The organism is Oceaniradius stylonematis, assembly GCF_003149475.2.
In the GTDB taxonomy this organism is placed as follows: domain Bacteria; phylum Pseudomonadota; class Alphaproteobacteria; order Rhizobiales; family Rhizobiaceae; genus Roseitalea; species Roseitalea stylonematis.
In genome coordinates, this window is the sequence record NZ_QFWV02000004.1 from 79067 (window position 1) to 99952 (window position 20886).

Genomic DNA, 20886 nt, shown 5'->3' on the forward strand with positions numbered 1-20886 from the left:
CCGCACACGGCACCATCGTCGTGATGGCGCCCGCCGACGCCTGTGCTAGGTTTGCGCCGATCACGGCGATGGAGGCGCACGCATGATGACCCTTTTCGACACGCTGACGCAGGCCCAGAACGGCGAGGCGATGCGGGCCATGGCAGCCCGGTTCGGACTGAGCGAAGAGCAGACACAGTCAGCCATCGAGGCGCTGATGCCGGCCTTTTCGGCGGGACTGAAGCGCAACGCGGCCGACCCGATGGGCGTGGCGAATTTCATGCAGGCGCTGTCGACAGGCCAGCACGCGCAATATTTCGAGGATATGGGGCGGGCGTTTCAGCCGCAGGGCGTGGCCGAAGGCAACGGCATTCTGGGCCATCTGTTCGGCTCCAAGGAGGTCAGCCGGGCCGTCGCCGCGCAGGCCGAGCAAGCGACCGGCATCGGCCAGGAGATCTTCAAGCAAATGCTGCCGGTGATCGCCTCGACGCTGATGGGCGGAATGTTCAAGCAGTCGACCGGACAGGTCAGCCAGGCGTCGGCGCCCGGCGGCAACTTCATGGCCGAGATGATGGAGCAGTTGATGCAGGCCGGCCGCCAACCGACCCGGCCGGCGCAGAACCCGATGGACAATCCGTTCGGGCAGGCGCTCAACCAGATGTTCGGCGGCGGATCGGACGGCGGCGGAAAGCCGGCCGCCAATCCGATGGCCGACAATCCCTGGGGCAAGCTCTTCACCGAGATGATGGGTGGCGGGCAATCCGAACCGGAGCCGGAGCCGAAACCGCGCGGCAACGCCTATGAGGAATTGTTCGGACAGATGTTCGAGACCGGCCGGCAGACGCAGGATACCTATCAGAAGGGCATCGACGACATTTTCGACCAGTATCTGCGCGGCATGATCAAGCACCGCTGACGCATCAGCGCCCGCGCATCACCAGCACATTGCCGGCGATCACCAGCGCCAGGCCCGCTATGGCGGTCAGCGTCCACTGATAACCTTCGAGCGCGGTGGAAATGAGCAGCGCGAAGATCGGGAAGACGACCGTCGCATAGCCGGCGCGCCCCGAGCCGATGCGGCCGACCAGCGTCAGATAGGCGGCAAAGGCGACGACCGTCGAGACGACGGCCAGGAAGATGAGCGACCACAGATAGTCGAACCGCGGGTCCCAGTTGAACGGCTTGCCCAGAACCAGCGCCAGAAACGCGCACCACAGCGCGCCATAGACCATGCCCCACGCATTGGCCGAAACCATCGGGATTTCGGCGCGGCGCCGGGACAGTTGCGCCGAGATCAGCGATCCGGCGGAAAAGCACAGCGTGCCGGCGATGCAAAGAGCCAATCCGGTTGCGACCTGATCGTCAAAGCCACCCTCGGTGATTTTTGGCCAGAACATCAGCGCGATGCCGGCAAAGCCGATGGCGCCGGCCAGCACGGTGTGCCGGGTCGGCAGGTCGCGCCAGACGAGCGCCGCGAGGAACACATTGGTCAGCGAGGCGAGCGAAAAGACGACCGACAGGAGCCCGCTGACCAGATAGGCCGAACCGTAATAGAACAGCAGGAAGTTGGTCGAGAAGATGCACACCCCCATGGCGGCGAAGCGCGCATGTTCGACCAGCGGAAAGCGCATGCGCCGGCCGCTGAGCGCCGCCCAGGCGACCATGATCGCGCTGGCGATGACGAACCGGTAGACGAGCGACACTTCATTGGCGACCACGCCCGGCTGCAGCGACAGCGCATACCAGGAGAACGACCAGGCCATCACGGTCAGCGCGTAAAGGCCGTAATCGATCGGTGCGAAGGCGCCGGTGGCGGGCGAAGCGGCCGGCGTCGGCGCGGCCGGTTCCGGCGCGATGGGCGGTTGGACGGACATGACGGTTTCCTCGACCGGCCCCTACGCCGCGCCGGCGCGGTTGGCAAGCCGACACTTCACCGTGCGACGGGCGGCTGAATTTCTCGACCTACGTTGAAGATCTTTTGTTTTGATTTTCCAAATCAATGAATTGCCGTTCAAAACCCACAAATGGTTTACCTTTTCCGGGAATGTAGATAATAATTGCTCCGATCTGGGAGCTGAAAGATGAAGTATGTTCTTCTTGTCGCATTGATTTTGTTGACGGGTTGCACATCGACGCCGGAGTCGAACGGGACGCAACTTTCAGCGTCCGAAGTGCAGTCGGTTTTCATCGACCGTCCTTGGCGGAGTCCTTCCGGTCGTTTCCTGTTCAAGTCCGACGGCACTTACACGTTCGTTGGCAATAATGGGCAGGTGAACCCTTCACCGTGGAACTACACGCTTCGTCCGGACGGGGTTATCGAAGGCGCCACGACAAATTATACGTTTTTCCGCAAAGCGGATGGCTCATATGTCTATCATCACAGCCGCTCGAACCGTCGCTATCGCGTTCTGCTTTGAACGTCGGCATGCGTGCGACCGTCAATCATAAATTCATGAATCCGGTCCGCGCGAGCGCTCCGTCGTACGCCGAAAAAATTGTCCATATCATCGTAGTGGCGATTGTCTTTGTCTCCTTTGCACTTTCGGCAGCGCTTGCAACCGACAGAGCCAGCACAGAGTTGGCGAGGCATTTTTTGTCCGACACACCAGCTTGTGTCCAGCCAGCGCCAAGCCCGGTGCTGCTGGTGGCGGACCTGACGCTCAACGGCGAGATAGACGACAGCGTCTCGTTGCACATCTACTCAATCCTGGAAGAACTCGGGTGCATTGATGTTCTTGGAGTGGTTTCGATATTCGGCAACGGCGGGTCAACAACCGCCGAAGTCCACCGAAATCTCGATGTCCGCCTTGCCAAACTCGGTGGAGGAACGTGGCGGCTTCTGCGTGGGCCTGATGAAAGCTATCGCAAGGTACGCAACAAACGAGCCACACGACCTCCGGCAGGGCAAAATGGCACACTGGCGGACCAAGAACGCCTTGTCCGGATCGCAGAAATAGTAAATGGGGCCAACGGGCAAGTCGTCATCGTCGAACTCGGGCCAATGACCGTTTCAGCGAGGCTTTTGTCCAGCGGTCTGATCCAGGAATCGAAGATCAGGAAAATACTGGCGGTCGGGGGCCGCAAAGGCGGCGAGAGGTTTGGTCGGCCGGCCGGCCTTGTCGGGCGGCTTGGATCGTTCACCGACTTCAATGTCCGAAAAGACACGAAAGCCGTGGACTCCTTGATTCGCAATTGGCCGGAAAAAATGTTTCTCGTAACCTACCGATCCGGCGTGGGCCAACGGATGATCACGGCCGATATGATCGCCAACGCGATACCGGCCATCTCGGAACACGCAACCGAGCGGCAACAATGGCTCCGGCGCATGCTTGGCTATGAGGGCATACCCTCCTGGGACACATGGACTGCTGTCTATTTCGTGCGTGACGGAAAAATCCGGCTCGATTGCGGGCTCCAGTATGGCCATGTGCGGATGGAAGACGGCGCCAGATGGCCGCGGCTTCTGATCGGAAACCAGCCGGACGATGGATGGCCGATCGAAATGTGTCGCTGACCTGCGTCTTACAAAGCCGATACTTGACCGTCCGCCGGGCGGCTGAAACAAACCGGCATGGCCAGTGATCAGCCCCTTGCCGATTCCCCCACTTCGAACGTCGCCGAATATTCCGTCGGCGAGATCAGCCAGGCGGTCAAGCGCACCGTCGAGGATGCATTCGGGCGGGTGCGCGTGCGCGGCGAGGTGTCGGGCTATCGCGGGCCGCATTCGTCGGGCCACGCCTACTTTCGCCTGAAGGACGACCGCGCGACGCTGGAAGCGGTGATCTGGCGCGGCACGTTTTCCAAGCTGGCCTTCAAGCCCGAAGAGGGTCTGGAGATCATCGCGACCGGCAAGCTGACCACCTATCCCGGCTCGTCGAAATACCAGATCGTGATCGATGCGATCGAGCCGGCGGGCGCCGGCGCGCTGATGGCGCTTCTGGAAGAACGGCGCAAGACGCTGGCAGCCGAAGGCCTGTTCGATGCCGCGCGCAAGCGCCCGCTACCCTTCATGCCGCGCGTCATCGGTGTCGTCACGTCGCCGACAGGCGCGGTCATTCGCGACATTCTTCACCGCATTGCCGACCGGTTCCCCTGCCAGGTTCTGGTCTGGCCGGTGCGGGTTCAGGGCGAAACATCGGCGCGCGAGGTGGCGGCGGCCATTGACGGCTTCAACGCGCTGGCGCCCGGCGGGCCGGTGCCGCGGCCGGATGTTCTGATCGTCGCGCGCGGCGGCGGCAGCCTTGAGGACCTTTGGGGCTTCAACGAGGAGAGCGTCGTGCGGGCCGCGGCCGGCTCGGCCATTCCGCTGATCTCGGCGGTCGGCCACGAGACCGATACGACTCTGATCGACCATGCCAGCGACAGGCGCGCACCGACGCCGACGGGCGCCGCCGAGATCGCGGTGCCGGTCCGGGCAGACCTTGAAGCCCATCTGGCGCAACTGGGCGCGCGTCTTGCCGGCACCGTCTCGCGGCTGGCCGACGACCGGCGGTCGCGCGTGCGGGCACTGGCACGCGGTCTGCCGCAGCCCGACCAGATCCTTGCCCTGCCCCGGCAGCGGCTCGACGGGCTCGACGGTCGGCTGCGATCCAGCCTCGATGCGCGGCTTGCCGAACGGCGCGGGCGGCTGGCGGCGCTGGGCGCCATGCTGGCGCCGGCCCGGCTTTCCGAAAAGGTAGCGCGCGACCGGCAGAGCCTTGACCGTCTGGCGCGCGATTTGCCGCTCGGCCTGTCGCGCGGGCTCGATCTGCGCCGGCGTGAGCTGGCGCATCGCGCGGCGCGCCTGACCACGCGCACCAGCCAAAGGCTGCATGGCGACGGCGTGCGGCGGTTGGCGCAGGCCGTGGCAAGGCTTGACCGGAGAGCGCAGGACAAGGCCGGCGATGCGGCTAGCCGCATAGCGGAAGCGGCGCGGCTGCTCAAATCGCTGTCCTACCAGAGCGTTCTGGAGCGTGGCTATGCGCTGGTACGCGATGCGGACGGCACGCCGGTGCGCGGATCGGCCGGCATTGCATCGGGCGACCGGCTGGCCATCCAGTTTGCCGGCGATGACCGGCTCGATGTGGTCGCCGACGGCAAGGCGCCAAAAAATCCCGGACGGCAAAAACCTGCGCGTCCGGCATCAAAAGGCGGCGGCCAGGGCAGCCTGTTCTAGGGTCAAAAAGCTGGAATTCTTCGGAACGTGGCGATGACGATGGGGCCACCCGGCAAGGGGTGGTACGAGCGGGTGGATTTGAACCACCGACCTCTGGAGCCACAATCCAGCGCTCTAACCAACTGAGCTACGCCCGCAAACCGTTGTTCGCGACGCTTCGCATAGTCCGCTGGCGGCGCTTTTGCAAGACTTGCCTTTGCCGTTCACGAGGTCCGCCAGCGCAAAGAAAAAGGCCGGGCGAACCCGGCCTTCGGACCCGTACTCGGTGATCGGGCCCGGGCCGGAGCGCCGCCGGGAGGAGGATGCGGCGATCCGGCAATTGTGAGGACGGTCAGTCCTGCTTGAGCGCGCCCATGGCCTTTTCGGCGACGGCCTTTGCAGGGGCAGTCATGTCCTCGCCGGCCTTCTGGTAAAGGCCCTGCATGGTCTTGGCGGTATCGACGGCCTTTTCGGCCTGTTCGCGCACGAAAGCGGTCTGCAGTTCGATCATCTCGGCGACCGACTTTACGCCGACCATCTTCTCGAGATGGCTGAACGTGCTCTCGGTGTTGGCGCGCATCGTGTCGATGGCGGCAAGCGAGATCTTCGAAGTGTTTTCCTGTGCCGAATGGATGCCGGCCTCGGCTTCCTTCTGCACATCGTCAAAGGCGGCTTTGGCCTTTTCCATGGCAGCTTTCGACTTGGCGAGGTTTTCCTCGGCCAGCGTACGGAACTGTTCCAGCATGTCGGCCGGATCGGGCATCTGGCCCATGGCGAATGCGTCCTGTGCGGCTTTGGCTGTCGGAGCTTCGGTTTTGGGAGCGGCGGCTTTGGCCATGTCATTGTCCTCCAAGGGTTGAATGAGACTGACCGCTATATAGCGTATCGAATTGTGCATTGCAACAATTTTGTGCGACGCACAATCACCGTTAACCAGAGATTCACTCCGTGACCGGGCCGCGCGGTTGAAAACTGGACGGGTGCCGCTCAATAAGACAATTAAGGTTTTGTTAAGAGCACGATGGCCGACGCGGCGAGCATGGCGGACGACATGACCAACTCACGAAACTGGGACGGGACATCCTTCATCGATATCGCGGTGCAGGACGGCGTCCGGGAGGCGATGCTGTCGGGCCAGGCCGCGCTGATCATCGACCGCAAGAGCGGCGCCCTGCGCTGGTCCAACGGCGCGGCGGCCGGGCTGTTCGGGCTGTCGGCGATCGGCAGCCGCGCGGGCGAAACGGCGCTTTCGCCGGCGGCGGAAACCGGCATGCGCCAAGTGCGCGCCGTGCTTGGCGCGCTGAAGGACGAGCCGCGCACGGCGCTGGTCCGCCTGCGCTCGGGCCTGACAAGCCGGCTGGTCAAGGCCCATGTGCGCCGCATCGATCTGGCCGGTGTTCGAGGCAAGCATGCGCTCGTGACGGCGCCGGCGCGCGATACCCAAATGAACGAGGCCGAATGTCTGGCGGTCGCCCTGACCGGCCTCGAGGACGAGGGCGCGGGGGCCGCCATCATCGACGGCGGCGGCCGGGTGCTCAGCGCCGGCTCTTCTTATGAGGCGCTTGGCGTGCCGGCGGACATCGCCCGCGATCTAGCAGCCCGGACACGCGGAGAAGCCGACCGCCTCGTCAAGCAGATCGTCGATCTGCCGGACACCGGATCGGCCGTTGCCGCCGGCGTCGGGCGTTTGGCCGACCTGCCCGAACGCTATCTGATCGTCGCACTGGCGCTTGCAGACCGACCTGCGGAACCGGCCTCGATCGCCGCCGCTGCGGCTGTGGACCTGATGCCCGGCGACTTCGCGACGGCGGCCGAAATGGATGTGGCGCCGGCCGCATCCCGGAACCCGGACGAGGACATATCCCCGGTCGCCACGGAAAGCGACGCGAGCGGTGTCGGCGCCGACGCCAACCGCAACACGCAAACCGCGGAAGAACCCGAAAGGGAGCCGGCGGAGATCGCCACCGTGCCCGCGCCGGCGCCCTTCACCGGACCGGACCTCGGATCGGGGCCGATACGTTTTGTCTGGAAGACCGATCGCGACGGCGTCTTCGTCGACGTGTCGCCCGAATTTTCCCGCGCCGTCGGACCCAATGCCGCAGAGCTTGCGGGACACGGGTTTGCCGATATCGTCGACCGGCTGGCGCTCGATCCGGCGGGCGAGATTGTCGCCGCCCTGTCGCGTCGCGACACCTGGTCGGGCAAGAGCGTGCTCTGGCCGGTCCAGGGCACCGACCAGCAGGTGCCGGTCGATCTGGCGGCCCTGCCCTATTACAGCCGCGAACGGGAATTCGAGGGCTATCGCGGTTTCGGCATTGCCCGCATGGCCGACATCGCCACCGATCCGGACGCGCGGGGACTGGCGCTGACCACCCCGCTCGGCGCTCCGGCCGAGACCGGTGCCGATTCGGCCGACGAGTACGTCGTGGACGATCAGGGTCCGGCCGCCGAAGCCGATGACGGCGCGGCGGAGACCGGCGAGGCTGCCGGCTCGGATGCGCCCGACCTGTCGCACGAACCGCCCGTGCTTGCAGTGGCGCCGGCCCACCCGATGCGCCGCAGGAGCGACACGATCGTCCCGTTCCCGGACGCCGCCGCCGAGGAGCGGAACAATGCTGCGCCCGGACCGCATCTGAGCGATGAGGAAGCCGAAGCCTTCCGCAAGATCGGACAAGCGCTCGGCCGGCGCGACGATGGCGTCGAGACCGGTACGTTCGAGGGCCAGTCAAGTCCCGCGTCGGCCGGAGACGATGCGACATTGGCGGACGAACCGGGCGAAGAAACCGTTGAGGCCGAACATCACCCGGCTCTCGAGCCGGCCATCGAAAAGGCTGCCGCCGAAGACCGCAAGGCCGAAGGCCATGATGACGAAGACGATCGCCACGACATGCCCGACGATGTCCTGGCGGTGGAAGCCGACGGCTCCACGCTTGAGGACGTGCCGCCCGGCGAGCCCTGGGCCGAAACCCCGGTCGACGGTGAGGCGCCCGTGCCAGCCACGGACGGGCTGGCGCCGGAGACGCTGGACGAATTGCCGTTGCCGCTCCTGATCGTGCGCAACGAGCAGGCGCTCTATACCAATGCCGCGTTCGCCGCCATGGCCGGCGATGCCGACACCGGGGCGTTGAACCAACGCGGCCTCGACATGCTGTTCGGCGGCAGCGCGCCGGACACCGAAGACGATGCCGGCGACCGCGCGATCACGCTGGTCGGCGCCGACGGGCAGCCGATCGCGGCCCGCGCGCATCTGCAGATCGTGCCCTGGATGGGCGCGCGGGCGCTGATGTTCGCGTTCGAACCGCGGCCGCTGGCCGACGACACGACGAGCGCGTCCGCCGCGTTGCCGGGCGATACCGCAACAGGCGGCGCGCCCGAGCCGTCCGACGTCGCCTCGCGGCCCGACCCCCATGCCGTCAGCGCGGCCGAAGCCGCCGAACTGCGCGCGATCCTCGACACGGCCACCGACGGGGTGATCCTGATCGGCGCCGACAGCACGATCCGCTCGCTGAACGGGTCGGCATCGGCGCTGTTCGGCTATCCGAACGAGGAAATCGAGGGCAAGAGCTTTTCCTTCCTGTTCGCCCATGAAAGCCAGCGCGCGGCCATGGATTATCTGCACGGCCTGTCCAACAACGGCGTGGCAAGCGTTCTCAACGAGGGACGGGAAGTGCTCGGCCGCGAACGCAATGGCGGCTTTCTGCCGCTGTTCATGACGATCGGCCGGATGCCGGCGAGCAACGGCTTCTGCGCCGTGATCCGCGACATCACACCCTGGAAGCAGACCGAGCAGGCGCTTCAGGACGCAAAGCGTCAGGCCGAGCAGGCGTCGAACACCAAGTCCGAGTTTCTGGCCAAGATCAGCCACGAGATCCGCACGCCGCTCAACGCGATCATCGGCTTTTCCGAACTGATGGCCGAGGAGCGGTTCGGGCCGATCGGCAATGAACGCTACCGGGACTATCTGGCCGACATCAACAAGTCCGGCCGGCACGTTCTGGACCTGGTCAACGATCTTCTCGACATCTCCAAGATCGAGGCAGGCAAGCAGGAGCTCGAATTCGAGAGCGTCGCGCTGAACGAGGCGATCGGCGAAGCCATCGCAATGGTTCAGCCGCAGGCCAACCGCAACCAGATCATCGTTCGCTCCAGCCTCGAGAGCACGGTGCCGCCGGTCGTCGCCGACCTGCGCTCGGTCAAGCAGATCGTCCTCAACCTTCTGTCGAACGCAATCCGCTTCACCCATGCGGGCGGACAGGTGATCGTTTCGACGAGCTACACCGGCAATGGCGCGGTGCTGCTGCGCATCCGCGACAGCGGCATCGGCATGTCGGAGAAGGAACTGGAAAGCGCGCTCAAGCCGTTCCAGCAGGTCACCGCGGTCGGCCAGCGGCGCGGCGACGGCACGGGGCTCGGCCTGCCGCTGACCAAGGCGCTGGTCGAGGCCAACCGCGCCGAATTCGGCATCAGTTCAGAACCGGGTCAGGGCACGCGGGTCGATATCATCTTCCCGCCCGCGCGCGTTCTGGCGAGTTGACACGGCGCAAGGTTCGCACACGTCCCCGCCAAAGAAAATGCCGGCCCCCTGCGGGAGCCGGCAGAATAAAGATCGCTGTGAGTGGAGGCGGCGCCAATGAGACCCGGTTTCCGACGGGCCAGTTGAAAGTGTTAACGCCAGCTTAAGCGCGAGGCCTTAACGGTTCCTTGCCGGCCATGGTTAACGAAGCGGCGCGCTGTTCCGTAACGACACCGTGGTTAACGTGGCGGCACCTGGCACAAGGTCACGGCTGCAATTCGGCCCGGTCGGCGAAATGCGCCAGCGCTTCGGGATTGGCGAGCGCTTCCTGGTTCTTGACCGGCCGGCCATGGACCACCTCGCGCACGGCCAGTTCGACGATCTTGCCCGATTTGGTGCGCGGAATGTCATCGACCGGCAGGACCACAGCCGGAACGTGGCGCGGCGAAGCGCCGGTGCGCACCTTGGCCTTGATCGCCTTGACTAGCTCGTCGGTGAAGGCTGCGCCTTCGGCAAGGCGCACAAACATTACCACGCGCACATCATTGTCCCACTCCTGGCCGATGCAGATCGCCTCGAGCACTTCGGGCATCTGCTCGACCTGGTTGTAGATTTCGGCCGTACCGATCCGGACGCCGCCGGGATTGAGCGTCGCATCCGACCGGCCATGGATGATCAGGCCGCCATGACCGGTGATCTCGGCGAAATCGCCATGGCACCAGACATTGTCGAAGCGCTCGAAATAGGCGGCACGGTACTTTTCGCCGTCCGGGTCGTTCCAGAAGCCGACCGGCATTGAGGGGAACGGTTTGGTGCAGACCAGTTCGCCCTTTTCGCATTGGACCGGCTTGCCGTCATCGTCCCAGACCTCGACGGCCATGCCGAGCCCCGGCCCCTGGATTTCGCCGACATGAACCGGCTCGCCCGGAACGCCGAGCACGAAGCAGGAGACGATGTCGGTGCCGCCGGAAATCGAGGCGAGATGGACGTCCGACTTGATGCCGTCATAGACGAACTGGAAGCATTCCGGCGACAGCGGCGAGCCGGTGGACGAGATCACCCGCACCGTAGACAGATCGTGCGTGTCGATCGGCCGGAGGCCGGCCTTGCGCACCGCGTCGATATATTTCGCCGACGTTCCGAAGTAGGTCATCTTCTCGCGGTCGGCAAAATCGAACAGCACGTTGCCGTCGGGCGCAAAGGGCGAGCCGTCGAACAGCAGCAGCGTCGCCCGCGAGGCGAGCGCCGTCACCAGCCAGTTCCACATCATCCAGCCGCAGGTGGTGAAATAGAAGACGCGGTCGCCGGCCTTGATGCCGGCATGGTAGCGATGCTCCTTGAGATGCTGCAGCAGCGTGCCGCCGGCGGAATGGACGATGCATTTGGGAATGCCGGTCGTGCCGGACGAATAGAGAATGTAGAGCGGATGGGAAAAGGGAAGCCGCTCGAACGCCACCGGGCGGGCTTCGAAGTCGGCAATGGCGGCGTCCAGCGAGCAGGCTTTCGGCGTTGCCTGGGCGGTCCGCTCCGCCGCGCCCAGATAATCGACGATGAGCACGTTCCTGACCGAGGGCAGGTGCGGCACGATCTCGGCCAGCTTGCCGCCAATGTCGTTGGGCTTGCCATTGTACCAATAGCCGTCGCAGGCGATGAACATGACCGGCTCGATCTGCGAAAACCGATCGAGCACGCCCTTGGGCCCGAAATCGGGCGAGCAGGACGACCAGATCGCGCCGATCGAACTGGCCGCCAACATGCCCGCGACCGCTTCGGGCATGTTCGGGATCATCGCCGCCACCCGGTCCCCGGCCTTCACGCCGTTTGCGACCATCGCCTGTTGCAGCCGCGAGACCAGCGCATGCAGATCGTCCCAGCTCAGCCGCCTTGTAACCTTGTCTTCGCCCTGGAAAACGATGGCTTCGCCCGGACCCGTTTGCCGCAGCAGGTTCTCCGCAAAATTCAGCTTCGCATCGGGGAAGAAATCCGCGCCCGGCATGGCGTTGCCCTTTTCCAGCACGCGTTCACCCTTGTCGCCGATAACGCCGGCATCGTCCCAGACCGCCGACCAGAACCCCTCGCGGTCATCGACCGACCAGCGGTGCAACTCGGCATAGCTGCCGAACGAGCGGCCCGCGCGTTGCGACGCAAAATCCATGAACGCCCTCACCGCCGATGTCTCGACGGCTTTCGGCGATGGTGTCCAAAGGGGTGACGTCATGATGGACCAGCCTCCTCATCTGCCCGATGAACGGTCTGGTACGCGCTGATCCCATCCATCGCAAGCCGGGGCGCCGACGGGCGCGACCAAAGGCGTGAGGATATCGGACAAATCGGCCAAAACCGTTTGTCGGGCCAACCGGTTTTTTGGTAGAGCTTGCGCATGGGTAAGTCTGTGTTGCGTGCTGCCGCGATCCTTGCGGTTCTGGTGGTTGCCATGGCCGGCGCCGTCGCGCTGACCCTGCCTTGGCTGGTATCGACCGACATCGTGCGCTCGTCTATCGAGCGGGAACTGGGCAACTTTTTCGGCACCGACGCCGAACTGGGCGGCCAGACCCAGGTGAGGATTTTCCCGCGACCGCGCACCACACTCAGAGACGTGACGATCGCCGGGCCGGGCGGGCGGGCGGCGCCAATCCTGACCATCGAGAGCATGGAAGCCGATATCGGGCTGGTGGGGCTCGTTATGGGCCGTCCTGAATTCTCCAACTTCCGGCTGGTGCGGCCGCATCTGAGACTGCTGGTCGGGCAGGACGGCTCCATCGACTGGGCGGCACAGAGCGGACGTGCCGGCCGGCTGTTCCGCCGGGCTGCCGACGCTGAGGGGGAGATGTCCGGCGACGCACTGGGTTCGGTGGTGACCGCCCAGGGCCGCATCACGTTCGAAAGGGGCGACGGCACGGTGATCGAGGACATCACGGCCGTCGATGGACAGCTGAACTGGCCGCAGCTCGACGCGCCGCTGTCGCTGTCGGCGGAGGCGATCTGGCGCGGCACCGCCGGCAGTCTGGCCTTCAACACACAATCGCCGCGGGCCTTCTTCCTCAACACGCCGTCCGAGACCGGCCTGACCGTCCAATCCGACGCGGTGGCGCTCGATTTCGACGGCATGGCGAACGCCGGCGGCCCGCTTTTCGCCGACGGCGCGATGAGCTTCTCGACCCCTTCCCTGCAGACGCTGATGACGATCCTCGGCACGGATCTGACGCCCGGACGGGCGCTCGGCGAAGTCGCCCTGTCCGGGCCCGTGCGGCTGGCGCAGCGCCGGATGCGATTTGAGGGGCTGGACATCACGGTGGATGGCAACAGCGGGTCGGGCGTGCTCGAAATCGGCATCAGCGCGCAACGCGCCGAGCCGGCCGTGACCGGCACGCTCGACTTCGCAACGCTCGACATCGCGGCATTCCTGTCGGCGTTCATCGATCTGCCGCAACTGGTTGGCGACGGCCCGCCCTCGATGGCCGATGTGGCGACCCAGATCAGCACCGATCTGCGCGTGTCGGCGGCCGCCGCCACGTTCGGGGACCTGTCGCTCGAAAACCTCGCCGCAACGGCCCAGGTCTCGGACGAAGTCGCGATCTTCGACATCGGCGATGCGCTGGCCTATGGCGGTCACGTGCAGGCACGTCTGGCATTGTCGTTTGCCGAGGGCGGACGGGCCGAGGTGATCCTGTCGGGGCAGGACGTCGATACGGCAGCCATTGGCGAAGCGTTCGCATTGCCCCGCGCGCTGCCGCGCGGGCGCGGCAATTTCTCGGTCACGATGCATGCGCCAACCACAGGTCCCATGCGGTCGGGCCGAACGCTTGACGGCATGGTGTCAGTCGAGGTCCGCAACGGCGTCATGCCCGGCTTCGGGTTCGGCCAGCTTTCCGGGCAGCGCGATATCGTCCGCTATTTTTCGCTCGATATGGAGGCCGGTGGCGAGACCTTTTCAAGTGCCCGGATCTATGGCGACATCGCCGAAGGGCTTTTGACGCTCAAGGACACACGCATCATATATCCCGACGGCGAGGTGCGGCTCGAAGGCATCGTCACGCTGAGCACCGGCAGCCTGGCGCTGACGGCGACCGCCGGCCCGGCAATCGCCGACGCCACAGCGGACAATGCCGGCGCGGAGCCTGCGGCGCCGGCGGAGGACCTTGCCCGCTTCTTCGTCGGCGGTTCGTGGAACCGGCCGTTTGCGGCGCCGGTGCTGCTGCCAATGCCGGGCCGCGATGGTTAGCAACCGGTTAATCCGGCCGGCAAAGTTTTAGCCGATTTTTACCTTCCTGGCGGACAATCACCGCATCGATCGGGCAGTCCGGGGTTTGGCGTGTTCCAGTTTCTCGCCATCACATTGAAGATCAGCGTCGCGTCCATGCTGTTGGGCGCGGGACTTTCGGCGTTCGACATCACGGCAGCCGAGCTTCTGGCGCAGGCTGGCCTGACCCCCGAGCGGCTCAGCGAAATGCTGCAACAAGCCTGGGCCTGGGCGCTGCCGAACATGGTGCTGGGCTCGATCGTCATCGTGCCGCTGTGGTGCGTGAGCTATCTGCTGCGGCCGCCGCGCGGCTGACATGCTCTCAGGCCGGGTCGGCCTGCCGCGCCCGCGCGTCGGCGACGACACGCTGCTTGGTCACAAGCGTCGCGGTGATGACGCCGATCGCAACCAGCCCGATCAGGATCGTGCAGACGGCATTGATCTCAGGCGTGACGCCAAGGCGCACCTGCGAGTAGATTTTCATCGGCAGCGTCGTCGCGCCGGGTCCCGACGTGAACGACGCGATCACCAGATCGTCCAGCGACAGGGTGAAGGCCAGCATCCATCCGGACAGAACGGCCGGGAAGATCACCGGCAGCGTCACCTTCCAGAACGCCTCGAACGGCGTGCAGCCAAGGTCCTGCGCGGCCTCTTCCAGCGACATGTCGAAGCTGACGAGCCGCGACTGGACGACAACGGCGACGAAGCACAGCGAGAAGGTGATATGCGCCAGCGTCACCGTCCAAAAGCCGCGATCCATGTTGATCGAGACGAACAGCAGGAGCAGCGACAGGCCGGTGATCACCTCGGGCATGACGAGCGGCGCGTAAACCATGCCGGTGAACAGCGTCCGGCCGGTGAACCGCGTGTAGCGCACCAGCGCCAGCGCCGCCAGCGTGCCCAGAACGGTGGCGACGGTCGCCGAAACCAGTGCGACACGGATCGTCACCCAGGCCGCGTCCATAAGCCCCTGATTGTTGAACATCTCGACATACCAGCGGGTCGAGAAGCCGGCCCAGACGGTGACGAGACGGGATTCGTTGAAGGAATAGATCACCAGAAGGATGATCGGGATATAGAGGAACGCAAACCCCAGAACGACCGAGGAGACGTTGAACCATGTCCAGCGGCCGCTCATGAACCCGATTCCTGCGCACGGGCCTGGGCGTTCTGGAACAGCACGATCGGCACCACCAGCAGGATCAGAAGGATGATCGCTACCGCCGAGGCGACCGGCCAGTCGCGATTGTTGAAGAACTCCGTCCACAGCGTCTTGCCGATCATCAGCGTGTCCGACCCGCCAAGAAGATCGGGGATGACGAATTCGCCCACCGCCGGGATGAAGACCAGGAGGCAGCCCGCCAGAACGCCCGGCAGGGCGAGGCGTGCGGTGACCTTCCAGAACGCGCCGAGCGCGGTGCAGCCGAGGTCCTGCGCCGCCTCGATCAGCGAATAGTCCATCTTTTCCAGCGTCGCGTAGATCGGCAGCACCATGAAGGGCAGGTAGGAATACACGATGCCGATATAGACCGCCGTGTCGGTGTTCAGGATCGTCAGCGGCTCGCCGATCAGGCCAAAGCTCATCAGGAACTGGTTGAGCAGGCCCTCGGGTTTCAAAATGCCGATCCACGCATAGACGCGGATCAGGAAGGAGGTCCAGAACGGCAGGATGACCAGCATCAAGAGGATGGGCCGCAGTCCCTCCGACGCGCGCGCCATGCCATAGGCCAGCGGAAAGCCGATCAGCAGCGTGAGGAAAGTGGAGACCAGCGCGATGCGCAGGCTCGAGAAATAGGCGTTGCGGTAGAGCGCGTCCTCGGTCAGCCAGACATAGTTGGCGAACGACAGCTGCGACAGTGACTCGCGAAGAGCAGCCCAGCCCTCGCCAATGTCGAACTGCGGCGCATAGGGCGGCATTGCCAGAACCGGCTCGGACAGCGAGATGCGAAAGACGATCAGGAAGGGCAGCAGGAACAGCGCCAGCAGCCATAGATAGGGGACCAGGATCGTCAGGCGGCGGAAGAGGTTCATGGATTGCGCCCCGCGATGGCCATGTCAGCGCTCCAGCAGAATGCCGCAGTCGGGGTCGAACGAGAGCCAGACCCGTTCCTCATAGCCGATCGGATCTTCGACGGCGCGTTCGGAATTGAGCACGGTCGCCTTGATGACGGCGCCGGAATCGAGCCGCACGTTGAAGACGGTCAGTCCGCCCAGATAGGCAATGTCCCAGACCTCGCCTTCGACGGCGTTGTGGTCCTGCTCGGGTTTGGTACGGGTCACATCGACCTTTTCGGGGCGGATGGCGAACCAGGCATGCTTGCCCGCATCCACGCCCGGCTGAGCCACGGCGCGGATGCCGAACCCGTCGCTGGCTTCCATCTCGGCCAGCCCGTTCTCGACGGCCGTGATCCGGCCCTCGAACATGTTCACATTGCCGATGAAGTCGGCGACATAGCGCGTGTTGGGCGCCTCGTAGATCTCGCCGGGCGTGCCGGTCTGCACGACGGTGCCCGCATCCATGACGGCGATGCGGTCGGACATGGTCATCGCCTCCTCCTGATCGTGGGTGACGATCATGAAGGTCAGGCCGAGCTGTTCCTGCAAGTCCATCAGCTCGAACTGGGTTTCCTCGCGCAGCTTCTTGTCGAGCGCGCCGAGCGGTTCGTCGAGCAGCAGAAGCTTGGGCCGCTTGGCCACCGAGCGGGCGAGCGCGACGCGCTGGCGCTGGCCGCCTGACAGTTGATGGGGCTTGCGCCGGGCGAACTGTTCGAGTTTGACCAGCTTGAGCATCTGGTCGACGCGCTCGGCGACGGCGCCCTTCTCCATGCCTTCCTGCCTCAGGCCGAAAGCGATGTTGTCGGCGACATTGAGGTGCGGGAACAGCGCGTAGGACTGGAACATCATGTTGACCGCGCGCTTGTGCGGCGGCACGCCCTTGAGCGGCTGGCCGTCGAGGAAGATATCGCCCGATGTCGGCTCCTCGAAGCCGGCGAGCATGCGCAGCAGCGTGGTCTTGCCGCATCCTGAAGGGCCGAGCAGCGAGAAGAACTCGCGCTCATAGACGTGCATGGTCAGGTTGTCGACCGCGGTGAAATCGCCGAACCGTTTGGTGACGTTCTCAAAAGCGATATAGGGCTTGGCCGAGCCGTCGGCCCATGGCGTGAACGATCGCCGCACATTGCCCAGTGACTTCATGAGACCCCCGAACGTCCCCGAAAACAAGAAACGCCCCGGGCCGTGCGGTCCGGGGCGGTGCGTTTACTGGCCGGTGGTGATCCGCGTCCAGGTCCGCGTCACGCTGCGCTGTTCGCGCTGCGTGTAGGGGGTGACGGTGTAGAGCCGTCCGATCGTCTCCTCATCGGGATAGATCGCCGGATCGCCGATCACGTCCTCGTTGAGGAACTCCTTGGAGGCGGCGTTGCCGTTGGCGAAATAGACATAGTTTGAGGCCTTCGCCATCACCTCCGGCCGCATCATGTAGTCGAGGAAGATGTGCGCCTGTTCGACATTTTCCGCGTCGGCCGGGATCGCCATGTTGTCGAACCACATCAGCGCGCCTTCCTTGGGAATGATGTAGTCGACGGTGACGCCCGCGTCGGCCTCTGCGGCCCGGTCTCGGGCCTGCAGCACGTCGCCCGACCAGCCGACCGCCAGGCAGATGTCGCCATTGGCGAGCGCGTTGATGTACTCAGACGAGTGGAACTTGCGCACGAACGGGCGGATCGGCGCATAGACTTCCTCGGCCTTGGCGAGGCTGTCCGCATCCCGGCCATCGGGGTCCATGCCGGCATAGTTGAGCGCGGCCGGGATCATCTCGGCCGGCGCGTTCAGGTGGAAGATGCCGCAATCCTCCAGCTTGGCGGCCGTCTCCGGATTGAACACCAGATCCCAACTGCCAAGATCCGCATCCTCTCCGAGGCGCTCCTTGACCATGTCGACATTGATGCCGATGCCGGTCGTTCCCCACATATAGTTGACCGCATATTCGTTGCCCGGATCGTAGAGCTCCAGCCGCTCGGCGATCGCCGGGTCCATGTTGGCCAGGTTCGGCAGCGCATCCTTGTTCAACGGCTGGAACACGCCGGCCTTGATCTGGTTGGCCAGAAACGTGCCGGTCGGCACGACGATGTCGTAGCCGGTGGAACCAGCCAGCAGACGCGTCTCCAGGATCTCGTTGGAATCGAACACGTCGTATACCACCTCGATGCCGGTCTCGGCGGTGAACTCCTCAAGGATCGATTCATCGATGTAATCGGACCAGTTGAAGACCTTCACCACGCCCTCGGCATGGGCCGCTCCGGCGGCCAGAACCGCTGCGGTCGTCGTGAACAGAAGGGTTTTGAAACGCATGTCAGAAGCTCTCCCGGTTTTTGTTGTGAGCGCCTTGGGGCGGCCCCGCCGCCCGCAATTGCGGGAAAGCCTATTTGTGTTTTCGGCGGCGCACAAGCGGTTTCGCGCAGCGCGCCGCCCGGCGGCCTACAGATAGGTCGAGCGCTCGAGCGGCGTGATTTCCGACCAGAAAGCAAGGATTTCCGCGCGCTTGAGATCGCGGTAGATGCGCGCCAGTTCCGGCCCCAGCGCGCGCTCGCAAAAGGCGCCCGCAGAGGTCAGCTGCAGCGCTTCATCCATGTCGTCGGGAAGCTGTTCGCCGACGGTCGTGTCGTAGGCGTTGCCCTCGATCGGCGGCGGCGGCGTCTCCATCTTTTCGAGACCGTCCATCATCGCCTGCAAGACGGCGCACAGAAGAATGTAGGGGTTGGCGTCGGCGCCGGCGATGCGGTGCTCGACGCGGCGGTTCTCTTCACCCGATGCTGGAATACGCAGCGCCACCGAACGGTTGTTGTGGGCCCATACGGCGCGGGTCGGCGCATAGGAGCCGGGCTGGATGCGGCGGAAGCCGTTCCAGGAGTTGATGAACAGCAAGAGTGCCTGCGGCATGGTGCGGATCAGTTCGGCGACCACGCCGCCCAGCCGCGCTTCGCCGTCGCCGCCGGCAAAGATGTTGTTGCCGGCCTCGTCGACGATGGACGCGTGCACATGCATGCCGTTGCCCGCATATTCGATGAAGGGCTTGGCCATGAAGGTCGCNCGGGTCGCGGCGGTGTTTGAGATTGACCTCGAACTGGCCGGGCGCGGCCTCCTTGACAATCGTATCGATCGGCACCGACTGGGTGTGCGCGGCGGCGCGTATGTCCTCGAACAAGGGGCCATATTCGGCCAGATCGTCGAGCCCGTACATGCGCTGCCTGTCGGGGCCGACCGCTGTGCCGACGGGCTGGGGCGTCCGTTCGCCGGAAGCACCATCGGCCTCCAGCAGATAGAATTCCAGTTCGAAGGCAACGACCGGATGCAGCCCGCGCTTGGCGAGCGCCTTGGTGATGCGGCCGAGCGCGTTGCGGCAGTCAAAGCGCAGCGGCGTCCCGTCCGGCGCATGGCCGCGCAGCAGCACCTGCGCCGTCTTGCGCTTGGCCCAGGGCACGATGGTCAGCGAGCCGGGCACCGCGCGGAAGAAACCGTCCAGATCGCCGCTTTCGATGTGAAGCCCGGTCTCGACGACCTCGCGCCCCCAGACATCGAGTCCATGGATCGACATGGGAAAGTTGACGCCGTCGCCGAAAGCCTTTTTGAGCGCGTCGGCCGGCGCCCATTTGCCGCGCAGCACGCCGTTCGGATCGACGATCAGGAATTCGACCGCCTGAAGGTCCGGGTGCGCGGCCATGAAGGCGTCATACTCGGCCATATCCGGGTCGCCGGTCGCCCCCGGCTCCACCTCGGCATCCTTCAACGGCACGGTCATGCTTGCTCGATCCTTGTGTTCGACGCGCGAACTTGAAGGCCGGCACGGCGCACTTGTCAATCGCCCCGGCAGGGGTATTGCCGGACCGAAGAGCGGGACCGGCTTTGCCGGGCCGTCCGCCCCAAAGGCGGGCGACGGGTACCAGCAGCGCACGAAGGCGATAGCCGAATGCGTTGCCATGGACCTCGTAGAAACGCTGTTCGGCGTCGCGGGATCGGGCCGGCGGGCGCGGTTTCTGAAAGATGGGCGGCGGCATGATGCCGGACATGAGAACACCTCTTGTTTTTCATGCCTCGAACCTAATACCATCTCCTTCGGCCGAAAATTCCATGAAACCGCAAAGCATTTTGCAAAAATGAAAAACCTGAACTGGGACGATGTGCGCATCTTCCTGCGCGTGGCGCAATCGGGCGGCCTGTCGGCTGCCTCGGCCTCCACAGGACTGAGTCCGGCAACGATCGGCCGCCGTGTGACGGCGCTCGAACAATGCGTCGGCCGCGTCCTGTTCGAACGGTCGCAGACCGGCTACCGGCTGACAGCCGACGGGCGCACGCTGATGGACAAGGCGCTCGCCATGGACGCCACCATGCAGCCGATCACGGACTGGTCGCGCACGAGCGGGCAAAAGCCCGGCGTTCGGATTTCCGCCGGCACATGGACCGCCGAACTGCTTGCCGCCGAATTCGCCGCGCTGTGGACGCCCGGCGATGCATTCCACGTCTGCTTCAAGACGACAGAGGCGCGGCTCGACATCGCCCATCGAGAAGCCGAGATCGCGCTGCGCAGCCAGTCGCCCGATGGCGGCAATCTGGCGGTGCGCAAGATCGCCGATGTGGCGTTCGCGCCCTACCGCGCGGCATCGCCCGCCGCCGACGCGACGCCCGGATGGGTGGCGATCGGCCGCGACGAGGCGCTGACCGCATCGGCGCACTGGCTGCTCGACCAGGAACGCGTCGAGATCGTTGCATGGGCCAACACGCCGCACACGCTGCGCGCGCTGATCCGCGCCGGCGCAGGACAGGGCGTGATGCCCTGCTTTGCCGGCGATCGCGATCCGCAGCTTGTGCGCGCCGGGCCGGTGATCGGCGACCTGGCGCAAGTGCAATATATGGTCACCCATGCCGACGACCGGCATCGCCCCGAGGTGCGCACGCTGATCCGCCGCATCACCGCGCTCGCCGAGGCGAACGCCGCGCTGTTTCGCGGCGAACGCCCGCAATGAG

15 protein-coding genes, 1 tRNA gene and 1 pseudogene are annotated in these 20886 nt (G+C 65.0%); 8 read left to right on the forward strand and 9 right to left on the reverse strand.

Annotation, left to right across the window (positions count from 1 at the left end):
* Nucleotides 1–82: 82 nt before the first annotated feature.
* Entirely contained in the window at nt 83–895 is an 813-nt protein-coding gene (locus DEM25_RS04060; protein ID WP_109767798.1) for a DUF937 domain-containing protein, read from the forward strand.
* Between the two features lie 4 nt (nt 896–899).
* Here DEM25_RS04060 and DEM25_RS04065 read toward each other — a convergent pair whose 3' ends face one another.
* Nucleotides 900–1853, reverse strand: coding sequence for a DMT family transporter (locus DEM25_RS04065; protein WP_109767797.1), 954 nt, complete (start codon nt 1851–1853; stop codon nt 900–902).
* Between the two features lie 207 nt (nt 1854–2060).
* Between DEM25_RS04065 and DEM25_RS17550 the strand changes: the two genes are divergently transcribed.
* Genes DEM25_RS17550 through xseA form a run of 3 tightly spaced genes read left to right on the forward strand, consistent with a single transcriptional unit; the run spans nt 2061 to nt 5134 of the window.
* Complete coding sequence (locus tag DEM25_RS17550; protein WP_147393267.1) at nt 2061–2396, forward strand: hypothetical protein; 336 nt, start codon at nt 2061–2063, stop codon at nt 2394–2396.
* A gap of 8 nt (nt 2397–2404) precedes the next feature.
* Nucleotides 2405–3493: a nucleoside hydrolase gene (locus tag DEM25_RS04070; protein ID WP_109767796.1), complete on the forward strand. Its 1089-nt coding sequence runs from the start codon at nt 2405–2407 to the stop codon at nt 3491–3493.
* A gap of 57 nt (nt 3494–3550) precedes the next feature.
* Nucleotides 3551–5134: an exodeoxyribonuclease VII large subunit gene (gene xseA, locus DEM25_RS04075; RefSeq protein WP_109767795.1), complete on the forward strand. Its 1584-nt coding sequence runs from the start codon at nt 3551–3553 to the stop codon at nt 5132–5134.
* A 60-nt stretch (nt 5135–5194) separates the two neighbouring features.
* Here xseA and DEM25_RS04080 read toward each other — a convergent pair.
* Nucleotides 5195–5271, reverse strand: a tRNA-His gene (locus tag DEM25_RS04080).
* A gap of 194 nt (nt 5272–5465) precedes the next feature.
* Nucleotides 5466–5951, reverse strand: a complete 486-nt coding sequence (locus tag DEM25_RS04085; protein WP_158585156.1) for a phasin family protein — start codon at nt 5949–5951, stop codon at nt 5466–5468.
* Between the two features lie 213 nt (nt 5952–6164).
* Between DEM25_RS04085 and DEM25_RS04090 the strand changes: the two genes are divergently transcribed.
* Nucleotides 6165–9647 carry an ATP-binding protein gene (locus tag DEM25_RS04090; RefSeq protein ID WP_158585157.1) on the forward strand — a complete coding sequence of 1161 codons (3483 nt, stop codon included), beginning with the start codon at nt 6165–6167 and terminating at the stop codon, nt 9645–9647.
* A gap of 244 nt (nt 9648–9891) precedes the next feature.
* Here DEM25_RS04090 and DEM25_RS04095 read toward each other — a convergent pair whose 3' ends face one another.
* Nucleotides 9892–11844: an acetoacetate--CoA ligase gene (locus tag DEM25_RS04095; RefSeq protein WP_109767792.1), complete on the reverse strand. Its 1953-nt coding sequence runs from the start codon at nt 11842–11844 to the stop codon at nt 9892–9894.
* A gap of 162 nt (nt 11845–12006) precedes the next feature.
* On the opposite strand from DEM25_RS04095, the gene DEM25_RS04100 reads away from it, so the two are divergent.
* Together DEM25_RS04100 and DEM25_RS04105 are read left to right on the forward strand one after the other, a co-directional pair.
* Nucleotides 12007–13848 (forward strand): AsmA family protein, encoded by a 1842-nt coding sequence (locus tag DEM25_RS04100; RefSeq protein WP_109767791.1) that lies wholly within the window; start codon nt 12007–12009, stop codon nt 13846–13848.
* A 90-nt stretch (nt 13849–13938) separates the two neighbouring features.
* On the forward strand, nt 13939–14181 hold the full coding sequence (locus DEM25_RS04105) for a DUF6460 domain-containing protein (protein ID WP_196780266.1): 243 nt from the start codon (nt 13939–13941) through the stop codon (nt 14179–14181).
* Nucleotides 14182–14188: 7 nt separating this feature from the next.
* On the opposite strand, the gene DEM25_RS04110 is transcribed toward DEM25_RS04105, so the two are convergent.
* From DEM25_RS04110 to DEM25_RS04130, 5 genes and pseudogenes are all read right to left on the reverse strand, one after another.
* A complete protein-coding gene (locus DEM25_RS04110) occupies nt 14189–15004 on the reverse strand; it encodes an ABC transporter permease (protein ID WP_109767790.1) in 816 nt (271 codons plus the stop codon).
* Nucleotides 15001–15897, reverse strand: a complete 897-nt coding sequence (locus DEM25_RS04115; RefSeq protein WP_109767789.1) for an ABC transporter permease subunit — start codon at nt 15895–15897, stop codon at nt 15001–15003. The genes DEM25_RS04110 and DEM25_RS04115 overlap by 4 nt, the downstream gene beginning before the upstream one ends.
* Nucleotides 15898–15921: 24 nt before the next feature.
* A complete protein-coding gene (locus tag DEM25_RS04120; RefSeq protein ID WP_109767854.1) occupies nt 15922–17061 on the reverse strand; it encodes an ABC transporter ATP-binding protein in 1140 nt (379 codons plus the stop codon).
* A gap of 63 nt (nt 17062–17124) precedes the next feature.
* A complete protein-coding gene (locus DEM25_RS04125) occupies nt 17125–18216 on the reverse strand; it encodes a polyamine ABC transporter substrate-binding protein (protein ID WP_109767788.1) in 1092 nt (363 codons plus the stop codon).
* Between the two features lie 126 nt (nt 18217–18342).
* Nucleotides 18343–20050 (reverse strand): annotated as a pseudogene (locus tag DEM25_RS04130) (glutamine synthetase family protein).
* Between DEM25_RS04130 and DEM25_RS04135 the strand changes: the two are divergent.
* Nucleotides 20019–20885 (forward strand): LysR family transcriptional regulator, encoded by an 867-nt coding sequence (locus tag DEM25_RS04135; RefSeq protein WP_109767853.1) that lies wholly within the window; start codon nt 20019–20021, stop codon nt 20883–20885. The pseudogene DEM25_RS04130 and the gene DEM25_RS04135 overlap by 32 nt on opposite strands.
* Nucleotide 20886: the final 1 nt, after the last annotated feature.